The following is a 15,632-nucleotide window of genomic DNA, read 5'->3' on the forward strand; positions in this document are numbered from 1 at the left end:
ACTCGGTCGCTTGACTCAGTAAGTGGTCTTCAGGGTCAGGTAGAGGGCACCTCTGTCTTCCGTGGTGGCACCGCCACCGGAGAAAGAGGCGTAACCACCGGCATAACAGGTGTTGCGCTGGGCGCCATCGAGGGCGTTGGGCGTGGTGCCATCCTCGGCACCGTCATTGCACTCGGCAGACTCGCCAAAGGAGTCCACGTATTTCAGATCGACGAAGTACTGGTTGTAGAGGGTGGCGCCGAGGCCCACCGCGTAACTCCCGGTATCTTTCGCCCCGCCCGCCTGGACCGGGGAGATCCCCGCCAGCCCCCAGTTCACCGAGAGCGGCATGCTCATGTCGACACCCGGCAAGACCTGGTACCAGATCGGCGTGAAGTTGACCGCCAGCCCCCAGTTATCGCGGGTCGGCTTGTCGATGCCGGTGTAGCTGTCCTCCCCCTTGTAGAGCGCCTTGTTGTGGTCATCCAGGCTCAGCAGGTTGCTGTAGTAGAGCTCGCCGAGCAGGGCGGCCCCGTCGAACAGCGCCGTATCGGCGATGGTCATCAGGCCGTTGAGGGTCCAGTGCAGGGTATCGCCGGTGGCGCCATAGCCATCGGAGTCATCGGTGATCACCCCGGTGTCGGCATTGCGGGGAGGCAGGGCGCCCAGGCCGGCGGCCAGCCCGCCCGGGCCCGGGGCGCTGAGCAGGGCCGGGATGCTGGAGAGCGGCATCTTGTGGCGGTAGTTCAGATCGCTGCCGACGCTGACCCCGGCCACGTCCTTGGAGAGGCTCAGGCCGAAGATGTCGATGTCGTCGCCATAGGCCATGGAGTAGCTGGTGGTCGAGATCGAATTGCGCAGGTTGAGGATCGGGTTGGCGGTGGCACCACGGACACTGAGGCCACGGGCATCGAGCACCGCCTGGGGCAGGATGTCGGCGGTGCGGCGGTAGAAGGCCCCCAGGGTCGCATCCAGCACCTCGGGGGACCACTTGGCCATGATGCCCCAGTCGCCGTGCTTGCCCGGTTCGATGTCATCCCCCCGGCGAATGTTGCTGAGGGTGCCGCTCGGTCCGGCGAGGCCCGGCCCGCCGGTGTGGCCCAGCAGGAAGGACTGGGCACCGAAGCCCACCAGATCCGAGCTGCCGTAATAGGTGCCGGCTTCCGGCAGGCGGGCGGCGTTCCAGTCCAGGAAATACTGGGCGGCGAAGGTCCATTCCGGGTTCAGGGTGAAGGAGGCGGAAACCTGGTTGCGGGGCACGAACAGCTCTTTCGCTTCCGTCCCCGGGGAGGCCGCCAGCTTCGCGAGATCGAGCCCCGACTGGCCATAGCTGAGGGCGTGTACCGGGCTCAGCAGGGTTTCTCCCCAGTAGAGGTTGTGCTGCCCTATCTTGACCCCGAGCAGGGACTCGTCACCCAGCTCCATGTTGTGGAACACGAAGGCGTCGAGCAGCTCGCCGGAGGGGCCATGGTAATAGCGGTCGGCATAGTCGCTCAGATGACGGTTGCCCGCCACCGGGGGCTGCCCGACGATGCCGGAGCTGGCGCTGTTGCCGTTGATGAAGGGGTTCTCGTCAGCGCCGACGTCGCGATAGGCGTAGTCATACCAACTGGCGGCGCTGATGCGAAAGCCGGTGTTGCCCTTGTTCACCACATCCAGCTCGGTCAGCAGATCGAAGCGGGTGGTGACGGTATCGCCGGCATCCTTGAAGTTGTAATCCCCATCGTTGTTGTTCGGGGTGGCGAGCATCCGCTCGTCGGCACTCTCGGTGCGCACGCCGTAGTTGAACTTGCCGGTGTTGTCGAAGCGAACGGACCACTCTTCGCTTCCGGTATCGACTTCGACCGCCTGAACGGTGGGCATGAGGACGGCCGCAATGGCCGTCGCCAGCAGGCTGAGGCGCAGGACGCCGCAACCATGACTCGTGTGCATGTAATCCATTACAGTCTCTCCGAGTGTCGTCATCTGATTTAGTTGTTGTTATCTGTTTGATCGCCGTTTCCGTTGGCTTTGCATTGATGCAAGGGAGATGACCTGGCTGATGGCGCACCACCTTGTTTGGCACTCGAGGATGCAGCTCTGTTTTTGCATCGGCCCCGGGGTGTCGCTCACGCTGATGAGCTCGGTTTTTCTCTCTTGTGTGCCGACTGTAAGGCCTCCCTCCGGGGCCACGCTTGCCATTGAACGTCAGCCACTTTTCATTTGATGACAGCGCCGGCGGAGGATGGCAAAGGGCGCCCAAAGCGGTGCCAGACAACCCCGATTACGGGCCTGTTTGCCTGTCTGGCGGGATGGGCAGGATGCGTGGGGAAGAGTCAGGACGAAAGGAAGACGGGTGTCAGACATAAAAACGGCGGGGAAAGGCCAGGCCCCCTCCCCACCGAAAGCCAGACGATCAGCGCGCGATGGCGCAGCCGGTGGCGGCCTGCAGCGCCTCGAACTCGATGCCGGGGGCCAGCTCCACCAGGCGAAGGCCGGTGGGGGTCACATCCAGCACGGCGAGATCGCTGATGATGCGATCCACCACGCCGACCCCGGTCAGCGGCAGGGAGCACCACTCCAGTATCTTGTGCTCGCCCCCCTTGGCGCAGTGCTCCATCAGCACCACCACCCGCTTGACGCCGGCCACCAGATCCATGGCGCCCCCCATGCCCTTGACCATCTTGCCCGGGATCATCCAGTTCGCGAGATCGCCGCGCTCTGAGACCTGCATGGCCCCGAGCAGGGCCAGGTTGATGTGGCCGCCGCGGATCATGGCAAAACTCTCGGCGCTGTCGAAGAAGCTGCTGCCGGGCAATGTGGTGATGGTCTGCTTGCCGGCGTTGATGAGATCGGGATCGAGCTCCTCTTCGCCGGGGAAGGGGCCGATGCCGAGCAGGCCGTTCTCGCTCTGCAGCCACACCTCCATGCCGTCCGGGATGTAGTTGGCCACCAGGGTCGGCAGGCCGATCCCCAGGTTGACGTAGAAGCCGTCCTGCAGCTCCTTTGCGGCGCGCTGCGCCATCTCTTCACGAGTCCAGGCCATCGCTATCTGCTCCTCAGTGCGCAATGCTGTAAAACGAACGCTGCTGGCAGCACTTGTGCGCAACGCGGCGCCATCTCTTCACGGGTCCAGGCCATCGTCAGCTCCTCACTGTCCGCACTTCGATGCGTTTCTCGGGATGGGGGTTCAGCACCAGCCGCTGCACATAGATGCCGGGCAGGTGGATCTCGTCGGGGTCCAGCTCGCCTACCTCGACTATCTCCTCCACCTCGGCCACGCAGATCCGTCCCGCCTTGGCGCAGAGCGGGTTGAAGTTGCGTGCGGTCTTGTTGAACATCAGGTTGCCCGCCCGATCCGCTCTGGCCCCCTTGATGAGGGCCAGGTCCGCCGTCAGGGCGTGCTCCATCACATACCACTCGCCGTCGAACTGGCGGGTCTCCTTGCCTTCCGCAATCAGGGTGCCGTAACCGGTGCGGGTGAAGAAGGCGGGGATGCCGGCGCCGCCGGCCCGCAGCTTCTCCGCCAGCGTCCCCTGGGGGGTGAACTCCAGCTCAAGCTCCCCCGCGAGGTACTGGCGCTCGAACTCCTTGTTGCCCCCCACGTAGGAGGAGATCATCTTCCTGATCTGGCGGCTATGGAGCAGCGGCCCGAGGCCGAACTCATCCACCCCGCAATTGTTGCTGATGATGGTGAAGCCGCTTTTGCCGCTCTGGCGCAGCGCCTCGATAAGCTGTTCGGGAATGCCGCACAGGCCGAAGCCCCCCGAGGCGATGGTGATGTCGTCCTGCACCAGATCGCCAAGGGCGGCCTGGGCGCTGGGATAAACCTTGTTCATAAATACCTCTCTGCTCTCTGGCTAGTCCGTTGGCCACGGGGCGTTTGCTCTTCTTCAATGACGGGGCGTCTTGATTGGACCTGTCTCCCCCCTCCCAGCCCCCCTGTGAGAGGAGGACCAGGGTCGGGGTTTCTCCGTACGTTATGGCTTGATGCCCCAATGCATCAGGGTCAGCACCAGGGCGACCAGGAAGGCGGTCTCCCCCACCATCAGCAGGATGGGCTTGATGCCGACGGCCGCCAGCTCTTTGAGCTGGGTCTTCATGCCGATGGCGGCGATGGCGATCACCAGGCACCAGCGCGACAGCTCGTTGACCCCTCCCTGAACCATGGCGGGCACCAGGCCTGTGCTGTTGATGCAGGCCAGCACCAGGAAGCCGACGGCGAACAGCGGCAGCAGGGGCGGACGCTTGCCGGAGGCGGGATCCGCCCCCTGCCTGCGGGTGATCATGGCGGCGACGACGATCACCGGCAGCAGCATGGCGACCCGCATCAGCTTGACCACGGTCGCCACGTCACCCGTCTCGGTGGACATGCTGTAGCCGGCTCCCACTACCTGGGCGACGTCGTGGATGGTGGCGCCGAGGAAGACCCCGGCCTCCACCGGCGTCAGCTCGAAATAGCGGGCGATCATGGGGTAGAGGATCATCGCCAGGGTCGAGAGCACCGAGACCCCTATCACGGTGAACAGGGTGGCTCGCTCCTTCTGGGGATGGCTCGGCAGGGAGGCGGCCAGGGCCAGGGCGGCGGAGGCGCCACAGATGGCGGTAGCCCCGCCGGTCAGCATGCCAAACAGGCGCTGGAAGCCCATCGCCTTGGCGGCGACAACCGACAGGCCTATGGTGACCACCACCAGGGTGACCACCAGCAACACCGGCATCCAGCCCAGCTCGGCTATCTGGCCCAGGGTGATGCGCATGCCGAGCAGGGCGACCCCGATGCGCAGCACGCTGCGCGCGGTGAATTCGATGCCGGCCTTGCAGGTCCCCTCGGCGCTGAGGAAGTTCAGCCCCATGCCGAGCAGCAGGGCGAACAGCAGCACGGGAGCCCCGTAGTGTTCGGACAGGAAGGTGGCGGCGGCCGCCACCGTGATGCTGACCGCCATGCCGGGGGCCAGCTCGCGTACCCGCGAGAAACGGGCAGTGGCGGTGGGGTTCAACGCGTGCATGAAGCGGCGTCCTCTTGTGGAATGACGATATGGAGCTGGTCACCCGCCCGCTCGACCGGGTAGCGGTTGACTCTGAGCTGGGTGGAGCCCAGCAGATAGCCGGTGTTCAGGTTGAAGCGCAGGCCGTGGGCACAGCACTGGATCACCTCCCCCTCCAGCCGGCCACCGCACAGGGAAGCGCCCTGATGGGGACAGCCGTCATCGATGGCGTGGAAACGGCCATCGACGTTGAACAGCACCAGGCTCTTGCCCTCAGCCTCGATGAGGATCCGCTTGCCCGGCGCAGGCACCCGCTCGGCAGGCACCGCAATCCGTGTCGCCGACGTCCGGGCCGCCGCCGCGACGGCCTGGTGCAGGCTGGCGAGCAGGCGCTCCACCGGCTGGGCTCCGGAGAGGACCCGTCCTCCCAGCACGAAGCTCGGAACCCCCTGGCTGGCGGCCCCCTCGGCGGTACCAAGGAAGGGGGTACCATCCCCCTGCAGGCTGCTCACCAGCTCGGCGGACGAGAAACCGGCCGCCTCGGCCAGCCCCAGCAGGGTACTGCCATCCCCCAGATCCCCACCGTGCAGGAAGTGGCTGGCGAACAGGGACTCCAGCAACGCCTCGCACTGGGACGGGCTGCCGAGCTGGCAGGCCCGTTGCCACAGGCGGTGGGCATCGGCGGTGTTCGGCATGCGGGGGATCTTGCCAAAGTCCAGCTCAACGCCGACGCTGGCCGCTGCCTGTAGCACCTGGGCCTGACGCAGGCTCATCCCCTGCTCGCTGCCAAGGCGCCGCAGATAGAAGTCGTGAAACGCCTCCCCCTGCACCGGCAACGCGGGCAGCAACTGCACCCCGCGCCAGCTCACGGCAACCTGCACCTCGGGCTGCGCCACCCGCAACTGGGCCAGCGCCTGATCCAGCTGACGCTTGCCGATGAGACACCAGGGACAGATGAAATCGAAATAGACCTCGATCCTGAGCGTCATGCCCTCACCTCGCTGCCCTGGGGGCCGGTGGTGACCAGGCGGGCGTCACCTTCGAGCCTGGCCACGTCCTTGTGGTAGTGGCGCTTGCCGTAGAAGAAGACCACCGCCGCCGCGACACTGATGAGGGGCACCAGCTGGAAGGCGTTGTCCAGGCCGATGTGGTCTGACACCTTGCCGGTGATGAAGGGACCGGGCGCGAGGCCAAGCAGGTTGTTGGCCAGCGTCAGGGTCGCAAACGCCGTACCGTGCACGCTGGCGTGGGTGAGATTGGCCACCATGGCACCGGCGGGGCCGGAGGTGCCGGTGGCGATGAACATCCCCAGACCGATCAGCAGCAGCTGGGGCAACCCGGCCGGCAGGGCAAACGCCAGGGAGAGCAGGGCACAGCTGCCGAGGCAGTAGGCGATGGCGAGGCTTATCTTGCGATCCGGCCGGTTGCGGCACAGCCGATCGCTCAGCATGCCGCAGAGGATCATGCCGGCCCCGCTGCACAGCACTATGATGGCGGCCATGAGCCCCGCCTTGTCCGTGTCCAGTCCGTAGTAACGGTTGAAATAGCTCGGCATCCAGACGATGACGGTGCCGCCGACGAACAGTTGCAGACCGCTGCCCACATAGGCCGAGATCACCGAGCGGCTGGAGTAGAGGCTGCGCAGGGGATTGCGACCCGCCTCCGTGCTCCCCCGTGCCGCCCGGCTGGTCTGGGAGATCCGCGCCTCCTTGACGATGAGGGGATAGAGGGCCGCCAGCACCAGACCGAACAGCGCCATGCCGGCGAAGGCCCAGCGCCAGCCGAGGAAATGCGCCAGCACGCCCCCGGTGGCCATGCCGAGCACGGAGCCGAACATGCCGCCGGAGATGAAGGCGCCGGAGAGGGTGGCTCGCATCTCCCGCGGGAACACCGAGACCACCACGGCGATGCCGACGCTGCCGTAGGCGGCCTCCCCCACCCCCACCAGGAAGCGGGCGATGAACATCTGCTCATAGTCCTGAGCCAGGGCGCAGCCCAGGGTCGCCAGGCTCCAGAGCGCGGCCATCATGGCCAGGCTCTTGACCCGGCCGAACCTGTCGGCGAGCAGGGAGAGCGGAAAGGTCAAGAGGCCGACCATCAGCGCCACTATGCCACTGAGCAGCCCAAGCTGGGTGTCGGAAAGTGCCCACTCCCCCTTGAGCATGGGGAAGACGGCGTTGAGCACCTGGCGCGACATGTAATCTGAGATGAGCAGACCGAAGGTCAGCGCAAACACTATCCAGGCATAACGACGGGGCACGGCAACCTTGCCGGCCTGGGGGTCGTCATCGATATGATACGTAGCCATACAATCCCTCGTGCTACTTCAAGTTGGGCAGGATCCCGGTCAGGGCACCGGTGGCCGGAGCCACCGGGCACCCACTACTGATGCATCGCTCAGTTTTACTGGGTGCTGCATAGTGCAAGGGCTGCCGCCCTTTGGCAAACAGAGTTGACGGGGCGCGGTGCTGGTTTTTCATACCGCGACCCATCTGGCTCAGCGCTGCGGCACACCGAGCTGGCCAGGAACGCGGTTCGGCGCCATGCCGTTGGCCTTCAGGGTCTCTTCGATGCTGTCGTACTGCACGCCGATGCGGTAGATGGCGCGGGCCTCCTTGCCGTTGGCCACCTCGCGGCCCAGCTCGTGGGCGACGCGCACGCACTGCTGGATCTGCTCCACCGAGCTCATGCGCTGGCCGTGCTGACCTATGATGGTGTCCTCGATGCCGCAGCGCGGGTGCAAGCCCATGGCCATGGCCATCATGTTGAACGGCAGCACGTTTTTGAGCAGGGACTCGGCGGTGACGCAGGCACCGTCCGGCGCACGGTGGACGAAGTTCATGAAGTTGAACGGGTTCGGGCCGTCGAAGCCGCCGCCGATGCCGATCCAGGTCAGGTTCAGCGGGCCGCGGTAGATGCCCTTGCGTACCAGGCGCTCCAGGGTCTCCAGGGCGTGCATGCCGGTCAGCTGGAAGTGGGGCTGGATGCCGCTGGCCATCAGGCGCTTGAGGTGCTCGGCCACCCAGGCCGGACCGGCCGGCACCGTCATCTCGCTGTAGGCGGCCTGGTAGGCGGGGTTCGCCAGGGAGGTGCCTTCCAGATACTCCGGATAGAGCAGCTCCATGATATTCATCTGGGTGGTGTTGATGGCGACGGTGACCTGATCCGGTTTCGGGGTCAGCTCCGCCAGCATGTGGCGGGTGTCGTCGGAGAGCCACTTGGCCGCCTCGCCCTCGCCTTCCGGGGCGAAGGAGATGGAGCCGCCGACCTGGATGATCATGTCCGGCACCGCCTTGCGGACCCCGGCGATCAGCTCGTTGAACTTGGACAGGCGCTTGGAGCCGGTGCCGTCCAGCTCGCGCACGTGCAGGTGCAGCACGGTGGCACCGGCCTCGTAGCACTCCACCGCCTTCTGGATCTGCTCCTCCATGGTCACCGGGATGTCTTCCGGGAAGTCGCCCGGCGCCCACTCGGGGCCGTAGGGCGCCACGGTGATCACTACCTTTTCCATGTTTTCCGGGTGCAGGGAATCGTCAAAAAATTGCATCTGTTTCTCTCCTTGAGGTGAAGCTCTGCCCGGGCGATCCACTCGCCCGGGCATCGTTGATCAGAACCTGTCTATCAGAAGGGGGTGTCACCCATGATCCCGGCCCGCTCCATCTTGCGATGGCTGGGGGGGTAGTCCATGGCGGCATAATGCTGGGTACTGCGATTGTCCCAGATGGCCACGCTGCCCGGCTGCCAGCGCCAGCGCACCTGATATTCCGGGATATAGGCCTGACTGATGAGGTAACGCAGCAGATCGCTGCCTCCCATGCTGTAGTCCTGGCCGACCCGCACGTGGGCCGGTGTGTGGTAGTTGGTGAAATGGGTCGCGAAGGCGTTGACGAACAGGATCTTCTCGTCTGTCTCCGGGTGGGTGCGCACCACGGGGTGCTCCGCATCCGGAAACTGCGCCTTCAAGGCGAGCCGCTTCGGGGTGGGCATGGCCGCCCCGAAGCTCGCCTCTATGCTGTGACGGGCGCGCAGACCGGCGATCTTCTGCTTGATCTCGTCAGGCAGCTGCTCGTAGGCCACCACCATGTTGGCCCAGAGGGTGTCGCCCCCCACGGGTGGGCACTCCACGCAGCGCAGCACGCACCCCATGGGGGGTTGGGCACGCCAGGTGGCATCGGTGTGCCAGGCATTCTCGTAGCGATCACTCGGCACATCCGGCGACTTGTAGATACGCACCAGGCCGGGGTTGTCCGGATCGCTGCCCGCCACCGGGTGATCCTCCAGCTCGCCGAAGCGGCGGGCGAAGGCCACGTGATCGGCCCGGCTGATCTCCTGCTGACGCAAAAACAGCACTCTGTGCCTGAGCAGGAGGGTGCGGAGCTCGGCGAACAGCCCTTCATCATGAACGGCGTCCGCCAGGCGCACGCCGCTCAGTTCGGCGCCGATATGGCAGGTCAGTTGTTCTACACGCATGTCTCTCTCCCTGAATGACAAGTCGATGCTGTCAGGCGCCGCCCTTGAGTGCGGACTGGCCTGAGATCCGTGGCCTAGATGATGAAGACTGAAGAGCCCGTGGTCTGGCGCGACTCCAGATCCCGGTGGGCCTGCGCTGCGTCCTGCAGCTCGTACTTCTGGTTGATTTCGATCTTGATCCGGCCGCTGGCCACGTGATCGAACAGCTCGCTGGCCAGCGCCTCCTTCTCGGCCGGGTCGGCGATGTAGTCGGCGAGCGCAGGACGGGTCAGGTAGAGGGAGCCCTTCATGGCCAGCAACTGGGGGTTGAAGCCGTCGATGGGGCCGGAGGCGGTGCCGACGCAGACCATGAGGCCGCGGCGCTTGAGGGAATCGAGCGACCCGATGAAGGTGCTCTTGCCGACGCTGTCAAACACCACGTCGACCCCGGCGCCACCAGTCAGGGCACGCACCCGGGTGGCCACGTCTTCACGGCTGTAGTCGATGGTGAAGTCGCAGCCGTGGGCACGGGCCAGCTCGGCCTTGGCGTCGCTCGACACGGTGCCTATCACCGTCAGCCCCAGCAGCTTGGCCCACTGGGCGACGATGAGGCCAACCCCGCCCGCCGCCGCGTGCAGCAAGATGCTGTCACCGGGCTTGAAGGCATGGATGCGGCGCATCAGGTAGGCGGAGGTGAGACCGCGCATGGTCATGGCGGCAGCGGTCTCGAACGCTATGCTATCCGGCAACTTGATGAGCGGGGCGGCCGGGATCAGGCGCTGGGTGGCGTAGGCGCCAAGGGTATTGATGAAGCCGGTGTAGGTGACGCGATCCCCGACGGCGACGTTGGTCACCCCCTCGCCCAGCGCTTCCACGACACCGGCCGCCTCGACGCCGAGGCCGTTTGGCATGGGGATGGGGTAGGTGCCGTTGCGAAAATAGGTGTCGGCATAGTTCAGACCGACCGCCGCGTGGCGCAGGCGCACCTGGCCTGGCCCGGGCTCGCCAACACTGACCTCTTCATAACGCAGGACCTCGGGCCCCCCGGTTTCATAAAAGCGAATGGCGTTGGCCATGGCTGTTCTCCAGATTCATTCATGGGTGAAAACATCGTCCAGAGTGAATCTAGGGGTTTACGTAAACGTCCGCTTTGCATCGGGCGACAGCCACTTTTCATCTCATGACACCCCCCTTCGAATTCGTTGCCCCCCCTCGTGGAAGACGACAGAATCGGCCCTGCTCCCCATGGCGGCGTCATGCCATTGACCCGGCGCACCTGGGGCATCAAGAGCTATCCAATTGAATGGCAAGTAGTTATCAAAAGAGGGGCCGCCTGTACCCGCAGATTGACGGGCCTTGGACCTAAGCATAATTGACGTTAACGTCAACGTAGTGTGAGATGGTTCTATTCACAGCGAAACATGAGCAGCATGAAAGGAGTCACTATGTCTAACTTGTCCCCCTCGGCCGGGGCGCGTTTTCGCACCGCGCTGGCCAATGAGAAACCCCTGCAAATCGTTGGCACCATCAACGCCTATATGGCGCTGATGGCCGAACGCAGCGGCTTCAAGGCCCTCTACCTCTCCGGCGCCGGGGTGGCCAACGCCTCCTATGGTCTGCCGGATCTCGGCATGACCTCCATGAACGACGTGCTCATCGATGCCGAGCGCATCACCGCCGCCACCGAGATCCCCCTGCTGGTGGACATCGATACCGGCTGGGGCGGCGCCTTCAACATCGCCCGTACCGTCCGTGCCTTCGAGCGCGGTGGGGTGGCCGCCGTCCACATGGAGGATCAGGTGGCCCAGAAACGCTGTGGCCACAGGCCGAACAAGGCGGTGGTCTCCATCGCCGAGATGGTCGACAGGATCAAGGCGGCGGTGGATGCCCGCCGGGACGAGCACTTCGTCATCATGGCCCGCACCGACGCCCTGGCGGTGGAAGGGCTGGGCTCGGCGCTGGAGCGCGCCGCCGCCTATGTGGAGGCAGGCGCCGACATGATCTTCGCCGAGGCGGTCACCGAACTGGAACAATACGACCGCTTCAAGCAGGCAGCCGGGGTGCCGATCCTCGCCAACATGACCGAGTTCGGCAAGACCGAGCTGTTTGACAAGGAGGCCCTCGCCGCCCACGGCGTCGACATGGTGCTCTACCCCCTGAGCGCCACCCGCGCCGCCAACCAGGCCGCCCTCAACGTCTATCAGCAGCTGCGCCGCGATGGCCACCAGCGCGCCGTGGTCGACACCATGCAGACCCGGGAGTCTCTCTACGACTTCCTCGGCTACCACCACTACGAGCAGACCCTGGACAGGCTGTTTACCCAGGACCTGTCTACCAAGGAATAACACGGCGACCGGCCGTCTCATGCTGGCGGCCGGCGCTTCAACGGACTGAATGAGGAAACATGTGATGAGCGCCATTCCCGAAACCACCGGCTTCAAGCCGAAGAAATCCGTCGCCCTCTCCGGCACCGCCGCCGGCAACACCGCCCTGTGCACCGTGGGCCTCTCCGGCAACGACCTGCACTACCGTGGCTACGACATCCTGGATGTGGCCACCAGCTGCGAATTTGAAGAGATCGCCCACCTGCTGGTGCACGGCCATCTGCCCAATGTGGCCGAGCTGGCCGCCTACAAGGCCAAGCTCAAGGCCCTGCGCGGCCTGCCCACCGGGGTCAGGACCGCCCTGGAGCAGCTGCCCCCCTCCGCCCACCCCATGGACGTGATGCGCACCGCCGTCTCGGTGCTGGGCTGCCTGTCGCCGGAGAAGGACGATCACAACCACCCGGGTGCCCGGGACATCGCCGACAAGCTGATGGCCTGCCTGGGGTCCGTGCTGCTCTACTGGTACCACTTCAGCCACAACGGCAAGCGCATCCATGTGGAGACCGATGACGACTCCATCGGTGGCCACTTCCTGCACCTGCTGCACGGGGAGAAGCCCCGTGACTCCTGGGTGCGCGCCATGCACACCTCCCTCATCCTCTATGCCGAGCACGAGTTCAACGCCTCCACCTTCACCGGCCGCGTCATCGCCGGCACCGGCTCCGACATGTTCTCCTGCATCACCGGCGCCATCGGTGCCCTGCGCGGGCCCAAACACGGCGGCGCCAACGAGGTGGCCTTCGAGATCCAGAAACGCTACGAGAATCCGGACGAGGCCGAGGCCGACATCCGTGCCCGCATCGAGAAGAAAGAGGTGGTCATCGGTTTCGGCCACCCGGTCTACACCGTCTCCGATCCCCGCAACAAGGTGATCAAGGAGGTGGCCCGCGCGCTCAGCCTGGAGCAGCACAACACCAAGATGTTCGACATCGCCGAGCGGCTGGAGTCCACCATGTGGGAAGCCAAGAAGATGTTCCCGAACCTCGACTGGTTCAGCGCCGTCAGCTACCACATGATGGGGGTGCCCACCGCCATGTTCACCCCGCTGTTCGTCATCGCCCGCACCTCCGGCTGGTCCGCTCACGTCATCGAGCAGCGCATCGACGGCAAGATCATCCGCCCGAGCGCCAACTACGTCGGCCCGGAAGACCTGGTGTTCGTGCCGCTCAAGGAGCGCAAGTGATGATCAACACTCAATACCGCAAGCCCCTGCCAGGCACGGTGCTTGACTACTTCGATGCCAGGGAGGCGGTGAACGCCATCACCCCCGGCGCCTGGGGCAGGCTCTCCTACACCGCCCGCGTCCATGCCGAGAACCTGGTGCGTCGGTGCGATCCGGCCATCCTCGGCGAGTGCCTCGGCCAGATAGTCCATGGCAAGCGCGAGCGCGACTTCCCCTGGTTCCCGGCGCGCGTGGTGTGCCACGACATCCTGGGCCAGACCGCCCTGGTGGACTTGGCCGGGCTGCGCGACGCCATCGCCGATCAGGGGGGGGATCCCGCCCAGGTCAATCCCGTGGTGCCGGTGCAGCTCATCGTCGACCATTCCCTCGCCGTGGAGTGCGGCGGCTTCGATCCGCAGGCGTTCGAGAAGAACCGCGCCATCGAGGATCGCCGCAACGAGGATCGCTTCCACTTCATCAACTGGACCAAGCAGGCGTTCAAGAACATCGAGGTGATCCCGCCGGGCAACGGCATCATGCACCAGATCAACTTGGAGAAGATGTCCCCTGTCATCCACGCCGATCGCGGCCTGGCCTACCCGGATACCTGCGTCGGCACCGACAGCCACACCCCCCACGTGGATGCCCTCGGCGTCATAGCCGTCGGGGTCGGTGGGTTAGAGGCCGAGAACGTGATGCTGGGCCGCGCCTCCTGGATGCGGCTGCCTTCGATCGTCGGTGTGGAGCTGACCGGTAAGCCGCAAGCCGGCATCACCGCCACGGATCTGGTGCTGTCGCTCACCGAGTTCCTGCGCCAGCAGAAGGTGGTCGGCGCCTATCTGGAGTTCCGTGGCGAGGGCGCCGCCGCCCTGACCCTCGGCGATCGGGCCACCATCTCCAACATGGCGCCGGAGTATGGCGCCACCGCGGCCATGTTCTTCATCGACGGCCAGACCATCGACTACCTCAGACTCACCGGCCGTGACGACGAGCAGGTCAGGCTGGTGGAGACCTACGCCAAGGAGGCGGGCCTCTGGGCCGATGCCCTGGTGGATACCCAATACGAGCGCGTACTGCACTTCGACTTGTCGACCGTGGTACGTACCCTGGCAGGCCCCTCCAACCCCCATCGCCGCCTGCCGGTGGCCGAGCTGGCCACGCGCGGCATCGCGGTGGATCTGGACCGCGCCCGCGCCCAGGAGGCGGACGGCCTGCTGCCGGATGGCGCCGTCGTCATCGCCGCCATCACCAGTTGCACCAACACCAGCAACCCGCGCAACGTGATTGCCGCCGGCCTCTTGGCGCGCAACGCCAACAGGCTCGGTCTCAGCCGCAAGCCCTGGGTCAAATCCTCCCTGGCGCCCGGCTCCAAGACAGTCGCCTTGTATCTTAAAGAGGCGGGGCTGGACGACGAGCTGGAGCAACTCGGCTTCGGCGTGGTGGCCTTCGCCTGCACCACCTGCAACGGCATGTCCGGCGCCCTGGATCCTGCCATCCAGCAGGAGATCATCGATCGCGACCTTTACGCCACCGCTGTGCTGTCGGGCAACCGCAACTTCGACGGCCGCATCCACCCCTATGCCAAGCAGGCGTTCCTCGCCTCCCCACCCCTGGTGGTGGCCTACGCCATCGCCGGCACCATCCGCTTCGACATCGAGAAGGACGTGCTGGGAGTGGTGGACGGCAAGGACGTTCGCCTCAAAGACATCTGGCCGTCGGACGAAGAGATCGACGCCGTGGTCAAGGCCTCGGTGAAGCCGGCCCAGTTCCGTCAGGTCTACATTCCCATGTTCACCCTCGAGGAAGAGAGCGGCCCCAAGGTGGCGCCCCTGTACGACTGGCGCCCCATGAGCACCTATATCCGCCGCCCGCCCTATTGGGAGGGCGCCTTGGCGGGTGAGCGCACCCTCAAGGGGATGCGGCCGCTGGCGCTGCTGCCGGACAACATCACCACAGACCACCTCTCCCCCTCCAATGCCATACTGCGCAGCAGCGCGGCGGGTGAGTACCTGGCGAAGATGGGCCTGCCGGAGGAGGACTTCAACTCCTACGCCACCCACCGCGGCGATCACCTGACCGCCCAGCGCGCCACCTTCGCCAACCCCCAGTTGGTCAACGAGATGGCGGTGGTGAACGGCGCGGTGAAGAAGGGGTCGCTGGCCCGCGTCGAGCCGGAAGGTCGGGTGATGCGGATGTGGGAAGCCATCGAAACCTACATGTCGCGCAAGCAGCCGCTGATCATCGTCGCCGGCGCCGACTACGGTCAGGGCTCGTCCCGTGACTGGGCGGCCAAGGGGGTGCGGCTGGCCGGGGTGGAGGCCATCGCGGCGGAAGGCTTCGAGCGCATTCACCGCACCAACCTCATCGGCATGGGGGTGCTGCCGCTCGAGTTCAAGCCGGGCACCAGCCGCCTCACCCTGGGGCTGGACGGCACCGAGACCTACGATGTGGTGGGGGAGCGCCAGCCGCGCGCCGATCTCACCCTCGTTGTCCGTCGCCGCAGCGGCGAGGTGATCGAAGTGCCCATGACCTGCCGTCTCGACACCGCCGAGGAGGTCTCGGTCTACGAGGCGGGCGGCGTGCTGCAACGCTTCGCCCAGGACTTCCTGGCATCGACGGCGCACCAGGCGGCAAGCTAAGTCCCAGCCCCTCCCCATTGACAAGGGAGGGGTTGTTACTCCTCCCCCTTTTTCA

The 15,632-nt window shown here is 65.5% G+C and carries 12 protein-coding genes; 3 read left to right on the forward strand and 9 right to left on the reverse strand.

What is annotated here, in order from left to right; genetic code table 11:
• Positions 1-15 precede the first annotated feature (15 nt).
• The 9 genes from KW824_RS12775 to KW824_RS12815 form a co-directional block, all read right to left on the reverse strand.
• A complete protein-coding gene (locus tag KW824_RS12775) occupies positions 16-1,911 on the reverse strand; it encodes a DUF1302 domain-containing protein (protein WP_171269464.1) in 1,896 nt (631 codons plus the stop codon).
• A 463-nt stretch (positions 1,912-2,374) separates the two neighbouring features.
• Positions 2,375-3,004 (reverse strand): CoA transferase subunit B, encoded by a 630-nt coding sequence (locus KW824_RS12780; RefSeq protein ID WP_043129642.1) that lies wholly within the window; start codon positions 3,002-3,004, stop codon positions 2,375-2,377.
• Positions 3,005-3,101: 97 nt separating this feature from the next.
• Positions 3,102-3,797 (reverse strand): CoA transferase subunit A, encoded by a 696-nt coding sequence (locus tag KW824_RS12785; RefSeq protein WP_218409976.1) that lies wholly within the window; start codon positions 3,795-3,797, stop codon positions 3,102-3,104.
• Between the two features lie 141 nt (positions 3,798-3,938).
• Positions 3,939-4,964, reverse strand: coding sequence for a YeiH family protein (locus KW824_RS12790; protein ID WP_171268889.1), 1,026 nt, complete (start codon positions 4,962-4,964; stop codon positions 3,939-3,941).
• Positions 4,952-5,932: a DsbA family protein gene (locus tag KW824_RS12795; RefSeq protein ID WP_218409977.1), complete on the reverse strand. Its 981-nt coding sequence runs from the start codon at positions 5,930-5,932 to the stop codon at positions 4,952-4,954. The genes KW824_RS12790 and KW824_RS12795 overlap by 13 nt, the downstream gene beginning before the upstream one ends.
• Positions 5,929-7,251 carry an MFS transporter gene (locus KW824_RS12800; RefSeq protein ID WP_005329486.1) on the reverse strand — a complete coding sequence of 441 codons (1,323 nt, stop codon included), beginning with the start codon at positions 7,249-7,251 and terminating at the stop codon, positions 5,929-5,931. The genes KW824_RS12795 and KW824_RS12800 overlap by 4 nt, the downstream gene beginning before the upstream one ends.
• A gap of 189 nt (positions 7,252-7,440) precedes the next feature.
• Complete coding sequence (locus KW824_RS12805) at positions 7,441-8,490, reverse strand: 3-keto-5-aminohexanoate cleavage protein (RefSeq protein WP_218409978.1); 1,050 nt, start codon at positions 8,488-8,490, stop codon at positions 7,441-7,443.
• 74 nt (positions 8,491-8,564) lie between these two features.
• Complete coding sequence (locus tag KW824_RS12810; protein ID WP_005329478.1) at positions 8,565-9,413, reverse strand: TauD/TfdA family dioxygenase; 849 nt, start codon at positions 9,411-9,413, stop codon at positions 8,565-8,567.
• A 74-nt stretch (positions 9,414-9,487) separates the two neighbouring features.
• The gene (locus tag KW824_RS12815; protein WP_218409979.1) at positions 9,488-10,468 is read right to left on the reverse strand and encodes a quinone oxidoreductase; all 981 of its coding nucleotides are present in this window, start codon (positions 10,466-10,468) and stop codon (positions 9,488-9,490) included.
• 369 nt (positions 10,469-10,837) lie between these two features.
• Here KW824_RS12815 and prpB point away from each other — a divergent pair, with 369 nt between their 5' ends.
• From prpB to acnD, 3 genes are all read left to right on the forward strand, one after another.
• Entirely contained in the window at positions 10,838-11,737 is a 900-nt protein-coding gene (prpB, locus tag KW824_RS12820; RefSeq protein ID WP_041205970.1) for a methylisocitrate lyase, read from the forward strand.
• Positions 11,738-11,801: 64 nt separating this feature from the next.
• Positions 11,802-12,959 carry a 2-methylcitrate synthase gene (prpC, locus tag KW824_RS12825; protein WP_042648406.1) on the forward strand — a complete coding sequence of 386 codons (1,158 nt, stop codon included), beginning with the start codon at positions 11,802-11,804 and terminating at the stop codon, positions 12,957-12,959.
• The gene (acnD, locus tag KW824_RS12830; protein ID WP_218409980.1) at positions 12,959-15,577 is read left to right on the forward strand and encodes a Fe/S-dependent 2-methylisocitrate dehydratase AcnD; all 2,619 of its coding nucleotides are present in this window, start codon (positions 12,959-12,961) and stop codon (positions 15,575-15,577) included. The genes prpC and acnD overlap by 1 nt, the downstream gene beginning before the upstream one ends.
• The last annotated feature ends 55 nt before the right edge of the window (positions 15,578-15,632 follow it).

It is taken from the genome of Aeromonas sp. sif0611, assembly GCF_019218845.1.
GTDB lineage: Bacteria > Pseudomonadota > Gammaproteobacteria > Enterobacterales > Aeromonadaceae > Aeromonas > Aeromonas media.

Bases quoted from the DNA above. Each gene is read 5' to 3' on its own strand.
- KW824_RS12800 (WP_005329486.1), bottom strand. From the start codon at position 7,251: ATGGCTACGTATCATATCGATGACGACCCCCAGGCCGGCAAGGTTGCC.
- KW824_RS12815 (WP_218409979.1), bottom strand. From the start codon at position 10,468: ATGGCCAACGCCATTCGCTTTTATGAAACCGGGGGGCCCGAGGTCCTG.
- KW824_RS12790 (WP_171268889.1), bottom strand. From the start codon at position 4,964: ATGCACGCGTTGAACCCCACCGCCACTGCCCGTTTCTCGCGGGTACGC.
- acnD (WP_218409980.1), top strand. From the start codon at position 12,959: ATGATCAACACTCAATACCGCAAGCCCCTGCCAGGCACGGTGCTTGAC.
- prpB (WP_041205970.1), top strand. From the start codon at position 10,838: ATGTCTAACTTGTCCCCCTCGGCCGGGGCGCGTTTTCGCACCGCGCTG.
- prpC (WP_042648406.1), top strand. From the start codon at position 11,802: ATGAGCGCCATTCCCGAAACCACCGGCTTCAAGCCGAAGAAATCCGTC.
- KW824_RS12805 (WP_218409978.1), bottom strand. From the start codon at position 8,490: ATGCAATTTTTTGACGATTCCCTGCACCCGGAAAACATGGAAAAGGTA.
- KW824_RS12780 (WP_043129642.1), bottom strand. From the start codon at position 3,004: ATGGCCTGGACTCGTGAAGAGATGGCGCAGCGCGCCGCAAAGGAGCTG.
- KW824_RS12795 (WP_218409977.1), bottom strand. From the start codon at position 5,932: ATGACGCTCAGGATCGAGGTCTATTTCGATTTCATCTGTCCCTGGTGT.
- KW824_RS12775 (WP_171269464.1), bottom strand. From the start codon at position 1,911: ATGCACACGAGTCATGGTTGCGGCGTCCTGCGCCTCAGCCTGCTGGCG.
- KW824_RS12785 (WP_218409976.1), bottom strand. From the start codon at position 3,797: ATGAACAAGGTTTATCCCAGCGCCCAGGCCGCCCTTGGCGATCTGGTG.
- KW824_RS12810 (WP_005329478.1), bottom strand. From the start codon at position 9,413: ATGCGTGTAGAACAACTGACCTGCCATATCGGCGCCGAACTGAGCGGC.